This window comes from Nitrosopumilus ureiphilus (assembly GCF_013407185.1).
GTDB lineage: Archaea > Thermoproteota > Nitrososphaeria > Nitrososphaerales > Nitrosopumilaceae > Nitrosopumilus > Nitrosopumilus ureiphilus.
In genome coordinates this window covers 1233010-1247375 of sequence record NZ_CP026995.1, presented here as the reverse complement: position 1 = coordinate 1247375, position 14366 = coordinate 1233010, and the positions used below count along the sequence as shown (strand labels likewise).

12 protein-coding genes are annotated in these 14366 nt (G+C 31.3%); 6 read left to right on the top strand and 6 right to left on the bottom strand.

Features of this window, described 5'->3' with window-relative positions:
- Positions 1 to 657: 657 nt before the first annotated feature.
- Together C5F50_RS07425 and C5F50_RS13250 are read left to right on the top strand one after the other, a co-directional pair.
- Positions 658 to 1758: a two-component system sensor histidine kinase NtrB gene (locus tag C5F50_RS07425; protein ID WP_179370749.1), complete on the top strand. Its 1101-nt coding sequence runs from the start codon at positions 658 to 660 to the stop codon at positions 1756 to 1758.
- A gap of 1220 nt (positions 1759 to 2978) precedes the next feature.
- The gene (locus C5F50_RS13250; protein ID WP_280924440.1) at positions 2979 to 3101 is read left to right on the top strand and encodes a hypothetical protein; all 123 of its coding nucleotides are present in this window, start codon (positions 2979 to 2981) and stop codon (positions 3099 to 3101) included.
- Between the two features lie 478 nt (positions 3102 to 3579).
- On the opposite strand, the gene C5F50_RS07420 is transcribed toward C5F50_RS13250, so the two are convergent.
- On the bottom strand, positions 3580 to 3774 hold the full coding sequence (locus C5F50_RS07420) for a DUF1059 domain-containing protein (RefSeq protein WP_246281996.1): 195 nt from the start codon (positions 3772 to 3774) through the stop codon (positions 3580 to 3582).
- A gap of 552 nt (positions 3775 to 4326) precedes the next feature.
- Here C5F50_RS07420 and C5F50_RS07415 point away from each other — a divergent pair.
- Positions 4327 to 4710 (top strand): hypothetical protein, encoded by a 384-nt coding sequence (locus C5F50_RS07415; RefSeq protein WP_179370748.1) that lies wholly within the window; start codon positions 4327 to 4329, stop codon positions 4708 to 4710.
- Positions 4711 to 5031: 321 nt separating this feature from the next.
- Here C5F50_RS07415 and C5F50_RS07410 read toward each other — a convergent pair whose 3' ends face one another.
- Entirely contained in the window at positions 5032 to 5724 is a 693-nt protein-coding gene (locus C5F50_RS07410; protein ID WP_179370747.1) for an archaellin/type IV pilin N-terminal domain-containing protein, read from the bottom strand.
- Between the two features lie 125 nt (positions 5725 to 5849).
- Positions 5850 to 6434 (bottom strand): hypothetical protein, encoded by a 585-nt coding sequence (locus tag C5F50_RS07405; protein ID WP_179370746.1) that lies wholly within the window; start codon positions 6432 to 6434, stop codon positions 5850 to 5852.
- An 881-nt stretch (positions 6435 to 7315) separates the two neighbouring features.
- Here C5F50_RS07405 and C5F50_RS07400 point away from each other — a divergent pair.
- The gene (locus C5F50_RS07400; protein ID WP_179370745.1) at positions 7316 to 7588 is read left to right on the top strand and encodes a hypothetical protein; all 273 of its coding nucleotides are present in this window, start codon (positions 7316 to 7318) and stop codon (positions 7586 to 7588) included.
- 246 nt (positions 7589 to 7834) lie between these two features.
- Here C5F50_RS07400 and C5F50_RS07395 read toward each other — a convergent pair whose 3' ends face one another.
- A complete protein-coding gene (locus C5F50_RS07395) occupies positions 7835 to 8305 on the bottom strand; it encodes a response regulator (RefSeq protein WP_179370744.1) in 471 nt (156 codons plus the stop codon).
- A gap of 52 nt (positions 8306 to 8357) precedes the next feature.
- A complete protein-coding gene (locus C5F50_RS07390; protein WP_179370743.1) occupies positions 8358 to 9203 on the bottom strand; it encodes a matrixin family metalloprotease in 846 nt (281 codons plus the stop codon).
- 32 nt (positions 9204 to 9235) lie between these two features.
- On the opposite strand from C5F50_RS07390, the gene C5F50_RS07385 reads away from it, so the two are divergent.
- The gene (locus C5F50_RS07385) at positions 9236 to 10087 is read left to right on the top strand and encodes a hypothetical protein (protein WP_246281995.1); all 852 of its coding nucleotides are present in this window, start codon (positions 9236 to 9238) and stop codon (positions 10085 to 10087) included.
- A gap of 29 nt (positions 10088 to 10116) precedes the next feature.
- On the opposite strand, the gene C5F50_RS07380 is transcribed toward C5F50_RS07385, so the two are convergent.
- Positions 10117 to 12411, bottom strand: coding sequence for an Ig-like domain-containing protein (locus C5F50_RS07380; protein WP_246281994.1), 2295 nt, complete (start codon positions 12409 to 12411; stop codon positions 10117 to 10119).
- 125 nt (positions 12412 to 12536) lie between these two features.
- Here C5F50_RS07380 and C5F50_RS07375 point away from each other — a divergent pair, with 125 nt between their 5' ends.
- Positions 12537 to 14345: a tetratricopeptide repeat protein gene (locus C5F50_RS07375; protein WP_179370741.1), complete on the top strand. Its 1809-nt coding sequence runs from the start codon at positions 12537 to 12539 to the stop codon at positions 14343 to 14345.
- Positions 14346 to 14366: the final 21 nt, after the last annotated feature.

The window sequence follows — 14366 nt, the reverse complement described above, 5'->3', positions numbered from 1 at the left end:
GAACTATTTCATGTAGAAAATGCGGTAAAACTCGATACTAAAAATTTCTATAGGTATAATGAAAAATATCCTGTCATCTGTTAGTTTAGATGAGAATTACTTTTCAATATAAAATACTGTTCATTGAAATCAAATATTCCCTGTTTTATTATGCCATAGTAAAATTGTATGTCTCAGATAATGAATACTCTATTTGGTTTTATTGTTGGAAGTTTAATGACGATAACTGTAATTCTGATTATCGTTTTCTCTGTTCTGGGAGAGGGAATTTACTTCTCAAGCCTCTGAAAAATCCATCATAAAAAATATGAATTCTGCATTAAATCTTAACGAACTTCAAATGTGTATGAATTTTGATGACTATCAAAACTGTATTAGTAATTTTGCATACATGAAAAAATCCAGAAACATGTATCTCATTTACCGAAGATGAAAAAACAGTATGAGTGTCTAAGCAAATTTTTTCGAAAATATAACGGGAAATTTTGTAATTATGTAAGTAGGAATTATTATGCGAACTGTATTGCTGAAATCTAACATGCCAACAATTGATTCTAGTATTAACTTGGCACAATCATAAGCCCATATCTTTAAATTCATAATAATTATTTTCAAAACATCTTTTAAAAAATGAATCAAAACAGCCTGGAAAACTTATTGACAAGAGAATCACTAGACATCTCACATCTGGAAAATGCATTAAATTCTCACATTTTGCTCTCAATTACTGACCTGGAAGGAAAAATAATTTATGTAAATGAAAATTTTGCAAAATCATTAAACTTTTCAAAAGACGAAATTCTTGGAAAGACTCATAGAATTTTTAAATCAAATAATCATCCTGTTCAGTTTTATCGTACATTGTGGGACACTATTAATAGTGGTAAAGTATGGAGTGGTGCAATTTTAAACAAATGTAAGGATGGAAAAACAATTTGGTTAAAAACAAAAATTTTTCCTGTTTCTAAGGCTGGAAAAATCACTCATTTTATTTCAGTCAGAACCGACATTACTGAAAATATACATTATGCAGAAATGTTACAAGTGGCTCAAAACTTACTGCAAAAACAAAACATGGATCTATTTGAAGAACTTGAAAAAAATAAAATTGCGATGAAACATCATCGCTTTTCAGTTATTGGTGAAATTGCCTCCAAAATGGCCCATGATTTACGCAATCCTCTTAGTATTCTAAGAGCAAGTCTTGAAAATATGCAGCTATTATATGGCTTCATCCCAAGTTCAGAAAAAATTTTTGTGAGAATGGATAATGCAATTGATAGAATTGCACACCAGGTGGAAGATGTTCTTGATTTTATAAAAAGCAAAGAACTGGAAAAAGAATCTTCTAGCATCGATGATCTGATCTCAGAGTCACTCTTACTGCAAAAAATTCCTGAGAAAATCATGATAAAGAAAAATTATGATGATTTTTCAATAAATTGCGATTACATCATGATGTGTACTACAATAAAAAATCTTGTTCACAATGCAATTCATGCATGTGGCGAGCAAGGTGTAATTGAAATAATTGCAAGTGAAAAAAATGATTCTGCAATTATTTCAATAACTGATTCAGGTAGTGGAATTCCTGATGAAAATATTCAGAAAATATTTGAGCCATTATTTACTACAAAACAGAGAGGAACTGGTTTGGGTCTGGCTTCTGTGAAAAATACTATAGAGCGACATGGTGGGAAAATATCTGTCAAAAACAACCCGACCACATTTACCATGATATTGCCCCAAAATGATTAATTTTGTGCATGGCTATTTATGTAAATTGCATGTTGAAGTTATAACAAATACAATATTACACACAAAACGCCATAAAACCAATTAAAAACATCTCAAATATGACAAACAGTAATCTGATGAACATGAATAGCATTTTGTTACATTTTCTGCCAAGGATTCTAAATTAGGATCTGCCTCTTTTCCAGAATCTTCAAAATAAACTTCAATATTGTTTTCATTGTTAATAATTTTTATCTCTACATAATATCCTCATTTTGAATGGAATCTATGGCGTTTGTTAGCAGATTCATAAATACTGCCTCTAATTTTCTATGATCACATAAAATCTCAACACATCTCCTTCTACTTTTAGATTAATTGATGATAGAACATTAGTACAATCAATTGAAGAATTCAAAATAGTTTTCAAAAAAATTCTCTTTTAAATCCAATTCTTACATTCTTACAAATTCTAAAACATCTTCAATAGTATGTGTCATTTTTGTAATGTTGTCACTTACTCTTTGTTGATGTTTTATTTTTTCTAAAATTTTCATATTTAGCAATTCACATAAAATGTAATGAGACATTTCTAGTTTAGATCATGGCTTTCTCATATAGTAGATTAACCTTGATGTAAATTGACCCCTATTATTTACCATTTTTTCTATTCTTAACATCTCTTCTGACTGCTCATTAATTTTCTTTTCTAGAAATACTTACTTTATGAATATTCCTTTTTTGATCACTTTAGAAAGATCTTCTTTTAGCAACCCATTAAATTTGTGATAATTTGTTTTTTCAACATTTACTGATTTTAGTTCTTTTTCTAGACGTATGTTTTTTTTGAATTGATTTAGTCATATCTTCTACAAAAGAAATTTTCTCTTGAAGTTAATGATTTACGCGAGACATCTTTTCTACACTTTCATTTGCCAACCGTCTATCTCCTTCATTAGAAAGTCATATTCCTGTAACTCTTTTTTTGCAAGTTCTGGATCTTTTAACGCATTAATGGTGACTCAGTCAAATCTCTTAAAACAGGATCTTTTTCTAAAGTATTACTAAGCACAAATTTAAGTAAAAATTGTCATATGTTATAAGAGGTTTGTCCATTTTCGAATGCTCCTTGAAATGCAGGCAAGACCCAACTTGAATTTTTCCCCAATTAAATACATTCTATGAATTTGTCAACCATTTTTGTTTGCCATGTTTTCATATTTGAGCTCATTAAGCTAGGCATGAATTCATCTGTATCGATATCAAAAAATATTGAAAAATCTCTTAAGCAAAGTGCTCCTGAGATACTAGATTCATACCAATCATTTCTAGAAATTCTAGAAGACATAGAGATCAAAGACTAATTTTCAAACTCTTAATTTGAGATGCCAGTTTGTTTGTAAAAAACAAGTGTCTAAATAAAATAGATTTTGAATAATTTGATTGGCACCTACAGTAATTGTTATAACTAAAAAAAGTAAAATCATTAAAATTGAACATCAATCATATATGTTATGTTTCAGGAGCTTATGATGTGCCATTAGTAATAGATACATTATTACAAAAAAAGATATTGACGGTGTAGTTACACTCGGTGCAATTATCAAAGGTTTTTGATATTTTAATAAAAGATATGTTAATGAATGGGTAGCAGAATGTGCAATTATTTCATCCTGTTTTGTTTGTCCTTTCTCTTTAGGAATTACAAGACCTGACATGCAGAAAAAACATGCATATTCTAGAATTCGATCTGTTGCAAAGAGGACTGTTGATTCTGTTTTACAAATCAAATACGAACTTGAAACAATAAAATAAATACAAATCAAAAACAGTTCATATTTTTCAATTTTTCATTCGAAGAAGTAATTTCATCAATCCTTCCATGCTATATTCAATTCCATGTGCATCAATAGAATGTTTTTGAAATTTTTCAATTACTTCTGAAGCATCTCCGATGACTTGAAAGACACAATCAAAACCATACTCTGCACATAATATTTTTACCATGATGTTGTTTTCAGTAATAGAATAAATCATATGGTTTGTTCAAATAAAACAAATGGACTATCAATAAAACACAAAATAATTTAATTAATGTATTTTCTCTGTTCTCATTTAGAAAACCTTCAACTTTTAGGGTTTTATTTTTTATATTCTGGTTTAAGTTCAAACCCCCCCCCGAGAGGGGAGTCGCAAAGGACGCGACATCCCTTCGAGAGTTATCGATGACACAAAATACTCCATAAATTAGTTTATTGGGTGTTGTATGTGCAAAAAATTCACTCTGTTTAAATTTTAAAAAATTTCCGTCATGATATATGTCATAATGATTCAAAACTGTTCAATACGATGTTTGTCTTTTAGGGTTTAGATGCAATACATGTACCTTTCAGGTGTTTATGGGTATTTTGTACAATATCGCCGTATTCTCTACAAATCTTATACATTTAATGAAAAATCAGTGATAAACACATGCCAATTTGGAATAAAACTAGGAAAACAGGAGTAAAACCAATGTTAAATTTGTACATTATTTTAAAAATTTGAGAAAATGAAAATCATATTAATAGAAAATTTTCATTATTGTCTATGAAGGATCAGGTATATGGTGCAGAAAAAGGAAATGGTGAAAAAGTCGTATCCTGGTTAAATGAACAAGCACAATCTATTGGGTTGAAACTTGAGATCTACCTTGGGAGTGATCTTCTATTGACTCAAAATTTTGGAGATTTTGAACTATTCTCATTGTCTGATGATTCAATTCCTGTTAGAAAATTGATTTACAAGGCTGGAAAAAGATTTGACATTAAGATGATTGAGGGTGGGTATAATGAAAAAGCAAGAATCATTCGTAGGAAAAAATCTGATTATGCAAAGGTGCTGAAAGGCGATAAGGTAATCGGGCATTTAGAATTAGAATCCCTCCGATTTGGTGCAAAAAAATGGGAAATCAAATCTGAAGAAAGACGTTGATATAATTTTGAAAAATAATTCATATTGTTTATCTTGCTAAAACCTCGATTTCTTTTGCATTTAGAAATTCAACCCTGATTTGTTATATCTGAATTATAATCAATTGTGATTATTTTAACTACTGTATTACTTCTTTTTGTTTGGCAATTCTGGTGAATTGGGATATTATGGTGTTCTTATATTTTTTAGAAGTTTTACTGAATATGTTATAGGGTTATTTTGTACATTAATTGTACCCTGTATACTCATGTCGTTTGGTGCAATTATTTCTCTGAAATCTGATCTCTCAAACCATTTTCATTGAAATTTGTTTTGGTTTTACTATGAAAAATCTACAATTTTGCTGGTAAGATTTGGAATTGTACGTTCGACTGTAAGTGTAGTTCCAGTAGACAAAACAATCTCTGTTACTATGGTCTCTAGCGAAGATGGTCTTTCAAAATCTTTGAATATGATTACCATAAATGCATGCTCTCCTGAATCTATTAGAAAGTTGTTATTTCTATTAATTGTAAAAAATAAAATTGCCTGGGTATTTTCAGTTGCAGCAGTTTGATTAATGGGGTTTTTTTGTAACAACCCGTCTGAAACTGCTTTTTGCATTGCATCTTGTAAATTTGAATATATTCCATCAACAATTGTATGTGTGTAAATGTCTCCGTGCTCTATGTCTTGATTGATGTATCTGACGGCAGCATTTTCTGTATTGAGATTAATTGATTCTCCACCTGATATTGCCACTTTGATAGGAATTGCAGTTACATTTAGTTTGTTTTCTCCAACCGATGCTACTCCCACCAGTGCTCCTGATATAGCCAAACTACTTCTTGATTCAATAACTCCTGCCGAAATGAAATTTTTTGTCTTTTGGACTGTTGAAAAACCTGTATTAAACACTACATATAACAATGCAGCAGATATCATGACCGATGCAATCATTATGAGTGCAGTTTCTACTCCTATTATGCCTCGATGAACTTCTTTTTTCTCTAGATTCACATTATAGTTTGTCATGCAAAATGGTATATTGGAATGTACGTTTGATTTGAACGAATACTGAAAATGATACTAAACATATTTGTTGAGTTTGAAATGTATTTTTAACTGCCAATAACTCCTGTGTTCAAATTTATTTTTACTTAACCTTCGTCATTAAACATGGATGGAAGAAATTTTCTGTATTTGTCATATTCTGAAATCAATTCCCAGTCATTCTCAGGCGCTCTTGAATTTTCAAATTCTCTGATTTGAAACTTCATGTCATTTAGTTCTTTTAACATGGAGTTTTTGAGCACAAGTATGTCTTCTTTACCTATGTAACTATTAATGGCTGTCATAAATTTTTCATATTTTATTCTGTATTCGTATACTTTTATAATGTAATCTTTGTAAGAAATCCGCTCAGCTGAAAACTCGTATACAATTCTATTGTATGCATCTGTTAGTCTTACCCCTCTCTCTAAAATTTCTTCATTATTTGCAAAACTTCTTGCATCGTTTAACACTTTAACTTCGTCAATATCGATGACGTTTCCCAACATCCTCCCTTTGTACTCTTCAATTTGATTATTTGATGCTAAACTGATAAATTCTTTTCCAATTTCTAATGTGGATGATTCTTCGTTTAATTTTGAATTGAACTTTTCTTTGTTTTCTTGAAAGGTCCCACTCAAAAATACCATGAAAACGGCAATTGTCGAAATAACTATTATCCATTTTTTCAATTATTTACCATATTTTATTTTTCTTTGTTAATTATAAGATCAAGTTGATGCAAATCAAAGAACAGGTGTTTATTAAGAAAGTTAATGCATCTGAAACGCCTTTTCTTTCGTCTGATTTCATTCGTTCGTATGCGCCTTAAAATTAAGACATCTATTTTTAATAAATTGTATTTTAAAAATTCTAAAATAGCCTTTTGTTCAAGAGTTTGTTAAATTATCCATGATTTTCAAAACTTGTTCTGTCTGGTTACATGAACAATGGTTTTTACTATTCTGGATGCATTGTACTGGTTGATTTGTACTTTTGTGTGTTTATCATACTTTCCACTCTGAATGACTATTTTTGCATCATGGCATGTATCACTTTTTTTAACATACAATTCATAGACTCATAATATAATAATATCCAATACATAATCACACCTAAAAAAATTAATTTGAGATTTTGTGGGTTGGCAATCCCTTAATTCTAGTCATAAATACAATTGAATTAGTTTTTCTTTAATTTGATTAAATCATGAAATGAAAGAATACTTTCTGCTGTCATCGTAGAGATCCTCTCATCTTAAATAGACTTCTTTTTTGAAAAATTACAATCAGGACACAAAGCATGTGTGATCAAAAAAATCACACACAACAATACGTGATACTCGCTCATAATGGAAATGACTGCCACCAACACTCCCCGTAATGGCAAGTCTATAAAATAAGACAAATGTCAGTGTCTAAAATGAACTGGCATTCAGTCTTATTTATATTCAAAAATCACTGAGTAGAAATTCTAGATGTTGATTTTTACTTTCATATCTAATTCAGTTGGATGATTTGTATTTCTTGTTTTATGGAATATGAGCGGGAAAACCCAAACCCTTTAGGGTTGGATGAAAGCGAGCACACCACAACTCAAAGCAAAACACAATCAAATATTCAAATATAATATGCGTGTAAGAAAACCAATGACATATGATACCACAGGAACTATGGGAATCATCAAAATACAAACGCCTGAGTCTGAAAAGACAATCCCCGACCAAGGGATGCAAGAGCCACAACCACAAACGTCTGCGAAAGCAACTTTGAGGCTCGATGAAGCAGGAAGCCACGAGCTTTGGCGAGTGGTAGTTCACAACTGTGCATATACACTACATTTTTGACAAATGTGAATTTATCCCAAAATACTTACAATCTCTATTTTTGATTAGCAATGATGCTGTGAAATCTTGCGAATTTGAATTTTGTTAATTTCTTTTTGAAAAGAAATCATCTTCAAAAAGTATTGATGGTTTTTGTCGATAAATCAATACACAAATTACATCTGTAACGATGTCTATGTGATCAAAATAATCATTATATATATGGATTAATTAAAAAAATTGAAATCTCTCATTTGTAATACAAACTCATCGAACAGTTTCTGGATTCTGAGTGGAAGTCATTACATTATTTTCTTGATTTGTTCTTTTTATACTTGTAAATGATTTAGGCTCTATTTTCTTTAGTAAAAATTCTAATGAAAAAGGTTTTTGCATTATTTGAAGAGACCCTTCTTTAGAACTCTCATGGGATTTTAGAATATTTTGGCCATATGCGGACAAAAATATAATTTTTTGCTCTGGACACTGCCTGTAAATTTTTTTAGATACTTCAGCACCGCTCATTTTTGGCATATCATGATCAAGCAATACATAATCATACGGTGGTGTTTTGTCTTTTAATACAATTCTTTTATATTTTAACTCACTTGCATACTTTTCAAGACATTTTGCACCGTCATTGAAGACTGTGACCTTGTACCCATTTACATCAAAAAATTTTTTATATTGTATTGCTGTGAATTTATTGTCTTCTGCAATCAGTAATTTTCTAGCCATTTATTTTTCAATCTTTTTTGAATTTATCAAGACTTGTTTGTAAAAATCAAGCTCATTTTTCACAGGTTGTGGTCCCGTCTGAGTTTCCGTTGTATAGATCTGAAATAGCTGCAACATTGCAATAAGAAATGTATGGGTAGGTCATATCGATAGTAGGTGCCATTAGGTCCTCTGATGCACTTGAATGGCCTAATCCCAATGCATGACCAAATTCATGTCTCATTATTGTTTCAAGTTGATTGTTTGAAAGTGCATTTACATCATAGATGGTAATGAATACCTTGACAATTTGCTCGCCTTCTAGAACTGTTTTTGTGTATCCCGTATTGCCTGATCTGTCCTTGATATTTGAAAGTATTATGATAATGTCTCCATCTGATGTTTGCAAGTTGCTAATCTTAAAATTTTTAGGGATTGGAATCTTTGTTTCCGGTGTTGCCTCTAGAGCACCCTTCCAACCTCTATAATAAGTGGAAAAAGAATCTTTTGGATCTTTATACATTAACGAATCATCCATCTCTATTACTTCTGTTGATGTGATGGTATTTTTTATGATTTCAATAGATTCATTGGACATTGAAACCGGATTCAGAATGTTTACACTAAGAGATGTACTGGGTGATATCTTCCAGTATTTGGATAAACCTGTGGTGTCGTCTCTTAGATTTTCTACGACATACTCACTATTGAAAAGACCAATTGGATTTAATATCTCAGAATGACCTGAGAACGTTGGCAATCCCACAAAGTACCCTCCAAAGAAAAGCAATATTCCAAACTGAGCCAAAAGAATCGCTTTGTGATTTCCAAGTTTTGGTAATTTTTGCTCAAATCTGGGATTTCTTTTTATAATGTGTTTGGACTTTAGGTGATCTCTAATAATGATTCTTCCAAACATTTGAAATTATTTAGAAATTTGGTGTCGATATATTGCAGTCTGTTCATGGTGAACAAACCTTTGTAACTGTTTACATTGAACAGAATGCTCTTTTTGTATTTACTTTGAGAATTCAATGCATGTTAATTCAAAAAGTATTGATGGTTTTTTCAATGGTGATTATGTTATCGATAATTATTGTTTTGAAAACTGGCTCTTCAGATGCAATTAATGTGTCTGAGGACTATGATTACTATAGAATTTCACAAATGCCTGAAACCCAATTTTTTGAACAATACGAGGAACTAAGTGCTCCTGTAAAAACGGTTGTAGTGTATCCTATACTTACTCAAAGTGCATATTCGTGGGGAGGTATACATGATTTCTATTCTGGATATTGTGAAACATGCTATGTGGTTAACATCGATGAATTTTACGATCCTATTTTTTCAGTTGGCGCCAAAAGCTTTAGAATTTTAGAATTTCTGGGTTATGATGTAATTGATGATATTGATATTGATCAAGATCCACAAATTTTAAACAAGTATAACTCTGTGATTTTACTTCACAATGAATTTGTTACTCAAAATGAATTTTTGGCAATCACATCTCACCCAAGTGTAGTTTATTTGTACCCTGGAATTTTCAATTCCAAAGTTAAAATAAATTATGATGAAAAGTCAATGACTTTGGAGAAAGGGCCTTCGTTTCCACACTCTGATATTAAAAACGGCTTTGATTGGGTTTATGACAACTTTGACATGTATGATAATACAACGTGTGCAGATTGGGAATTTTATAAAATTGATAACGGATACATGTTAAATTGTACACCCGAATATGCCATTCAAAATAGTGATGAGATGTTAAGAGAAATAAAAAGGCTGGCAGATCCTGGTTTTTAGCATTAAAATGCATAAAAAATGACTTTACATTACTTTGATTTTTTCTTCATGTAAAATACAATTCCTCCAATCACTCCTGGAATTAGAATCCACACAGGATCGAATCCTCCCATATCTGGCTTTTTAAACGAATTTTGTGGTTCAGATTCTTCAAGAACTTGTTGAGTGGTTGCATTTACTTTGATTATTTTTGAGGCAAATGCTGATTGAATAGGGCCGTTATTTATGCTCGTCAAAATCTTTACTGATTCATCAGAGGTGGCAATGATTGATGCTACAGCCTCTCCTGTAGAGCCCGTTTTTTCATCATATATTGTTGATATGCCTCCAACAAAATCCCACGTCACGTCTACATTTTGTAGAGGTGCCCCATTTTGTTTTGCAAGAATAGAGACAATGAATGACTCTCCTTCATTAACAATATCGCTTCCAGTGATTTGTATTGTTGGAGTCACATCTTCTATGGTGATTTCCTCTGTGACTATTGGTAATCCTTCAGAAACCAAAGATACTTCAACACTTCCTGACTTGTTTGGTGTTGCGTATAATTTAACAAAATTTGATTTCTGAGAAATGACTACGTTCTTTGGAAAATCTATCACAGAAGGATCTGATGAAAATATTTTGATTTTGACATCCTCATCTATCTCTACAGGCAATCCTTGAGAATCTAATATTTGAATAACAAAAGAATCTTTGATTCCATTGAATAATTTTTTAGAATAATCCAAGTTTAGGGAACCTGGTTTTAAGGAAATGCTTGAGATGACAACAGACGTTTCAAATTCTCCACTGCTTATCCCCAAGGCTTCTACTCCTGTATCTATGGCAGTAATTGGAATTAAGACAAAATATGGAAAAATTTCAATTTTGTCTTTATCTACTTGAAAAATTTCGGATTCGGATATTTCTATTTGTTGCCCCTCTGGAATTCTAAATAAATTACCATCTGAGGATTCCATGAAAACTATCATCCATTGCTGTTCATCCTTTAGAAAAATATCTGAAGACAGATGCGTTTTGATACTTACAGAGTCTTTACTAAATCCATGCATGTCAAGTTCAATTGGTTTTGAGTTCTGAATCTTTGGTGCAATATTTTTATCAGATGGTACAAAATATCCTACATTTCCATAGACCAATGCTGAATTAAATCCTTTTTTTATTATCGATGTCTCAATTAAAACTGATTCATCTGATGCAGTAAATGGTACAACAATGTCTCTGCTTGCAATAACAGGGTGGCCATTTTCATCTTCTAAATAGATAATTCCAATAAGTTGTCTTTTTCCATCAGCCAGGATGCTCAAAGAAGAAAATTTTATTTCTTTATCTCCATACAGTTCCACATTCATAGTATCAAATCCTTCTTCTACTGATATCAAAGGATTTTGAGATGTTCCAGTAATTGTATATGATTCTATTACTCCCTTTTGAATTGAAAATGTTGTATGCCCCCATGATTGTCCTTTTTTGATTTGAAAATATCCTGCTGGATTTAAGGAATTCGTCTCTAAACTTGTATTGATAACTTCTGAATCTGAGGAAATCTCAAAATATACTGTAATGTCTTCGGTTGCCTTGATTAAGCTCCCCCCTGAAAATAATTGGGCAATTAAATGTCCGTTTGCATTATTTGATGAACTTATTTTATCTGGGATTACTGCGATTTCTATTGTTCTTTCAGGTTTTTCATCTACTGTTATCGATTCTGAGGATTCAAATTCCTCTGATTTTGCTGTGATTGTCACAGTTCCTGATTTAATGCCAGAAAATATCTGTTTGATTCCAAAATCTCCTTTGGAAATAATCATGTTGAATTCTTCAAGCAACACTACTCCTGATTTTGAGGTACTAAGTTTTACCAGATAATCTTTGTCAGCTCTTGTTGGAATTCCATTTTCATCAGTCAACAATAAAGACAAGACACCTTGATGATTGTCTTTGGTGTCAATAATGTTTGGAAATATGTCTAATGAGATATGTTTAGGAAAGTTATTTCCATGTACTGTAACTGGAATTTCTAATGACTGTGATCCTTCAGTAAAAACATAAAGAATTGTTTCTCCCTCACTTTTTGCCTTGAGTTTTACAAGAACTTTATAATCATGTGTTTCTTCCAAATCTACAACATCTATTATGGATTTGTCAAGAGATTCAACTTTTAGTTGACTACTTTTTTCTAAAAGTACTTGACCTCGTACAGTTTTGTACACTTCAAGCAACACTGTATCATTTTCGTGAATTTTTTTAGGCAGTATATTGTATTCTAGTGTTGATTCTTTTTCAATAGCATATGCATCATCCACAATTGTGAAAAGCATTAAGAATATCAACCCAAAGAAAAGAAATTTCAATATAAAAACAAGCAAAACAAATCATATAATCTGCAGTTCACCCAAATTGAACGTACAGAATGCTATTAAACGTATTAACCTCATAATTTCAGATGTCTGCAAGTTCTGCATTGGTTAAATTCAAGATGGTGAATGGCCTCATAGGCAGTATTTTGGATGAAAATAACATTTCCTTAAAGTCATTATTTCCAAAATTGCCTCCAATAGATACTGAAACCAGATCAAAAATTGAAAAATTACTGGAATCCAGAGAGAGGATCAAAATGGAGATGGATGAGGATAATTTTGATGATTTTGCAGATGATCTAAATCTTGCAAATTATTTTCTTGCAAGCCGAAAATTTATTGATTCATTAAGATACTATGATAGTGCTTGGGTAAAAAACCCCCAATCTTACTCTGCCCTGTGCAATAAGGGATTGTGTCTTTACAAACTCTCAAGATTAGATGATGCACTTGATTGCTATAATAAAGCTCTCAATACCTACAAGAATATTCCAGAAGCCTTTTTTATGAAAGGGAAAATATTTTTTGCAAAACAGAATTTTGTCGAAGCTATAAACCAATTTTATAGTGTCTTAAAACTAGAACCTGAACACATTGAGGCAAAATATTATCTTGGAAAATCTCTTTTAAAATCAGAAAATATTGAAGATGCAAAAAGCATTTTAGATTCAATTATTGCAAAACATGATCACATAGACTCACTATTGATGTTGGGACAAATTTTCACAAACGAGAATAACTATCAAAAGGCTATGTCATATTTAGATAAACTATTGGAACTTTCTCCAAATCACATAGATGCCCATCTTCTCATGGGGAAATCATATGTGTCAATCGGCAATATTGGTAAAGCAATTTCACACTTTGAGAACATTTTGAGTACCTCTCCAAATCACATTGAAGCCCATCTCTTACTGGGACGAACTCACATGGATATCGACAATACCAATGAGGCTATTTCTCACTTTGAAAAAATCTTGGAAATATCTCCAAATCACATAGATGCACTAAATTCGAAGATTGTGTTATTAGAAAAACTAGATAAAATTGATGAGGCAGTAGAGTGCTGTGATCATCTTGCATCATCATTGACTGATCCTACTGAGCAAATACTAAAGAAGGGAATCTTGTTGTTTAATGGAAATAGATATGGTGAGGCCCTGGCAAACTTTAATGAGATTTTGGAAAAATCTCAGACAAACAGTGTGGCATTACTATACAAATCTAAAATTTTTGAACAAAAACGAGAGTTTCAAGAAGCATTGTTGTGTATAGACACAATTCTTAAATCAAATCCTAAAAATATAGATGCATTAGAAAGCGGGGCTCAATTATCACTAAAAGTGGGAAATTATGAGAATGCATTGTCTTATATCGAACAAATCTTATCTCAATCTCCACTATCTGATCCTCTTTTGGAGACAAAATCTCGTTTACTTTCTCTTCTTGGACGATATGAGGAATCTGGACAAATTTGTTTGGAAATATTGCAACATGACAAAACAAATGTACAAACTCTCTATGAATTAGGTAAAATCCATATGATTTTACACAATTATGAAAAGGCTATTAATTTCTTTGATGGTGCACTTGGAAAAAAGCCACTTGACTCAAAGATCATTTTTGAAAAATCTATTGCATTTTTTGCTCAACAGAAGTACGATTTATCCATTCTTTGTTTAGAGCAAATCTCTGATTCGGATCCTCTCTATGATTTTGCACAATATCAAAAATCTAAAATCCACATGATTCAGGGAAACATAAAGCAATCACTTGAAATTTTATCCAGGGTAATAAAATCAAATAGTGCCTTCAAATTTATTGCTTCAAATGAAATTCTCTTTGAAAATGTAAAAGACACGTTTCTGTTTGAACAAATAATTACTACAAATTAATTTAATTTTTAAAATAAAAAT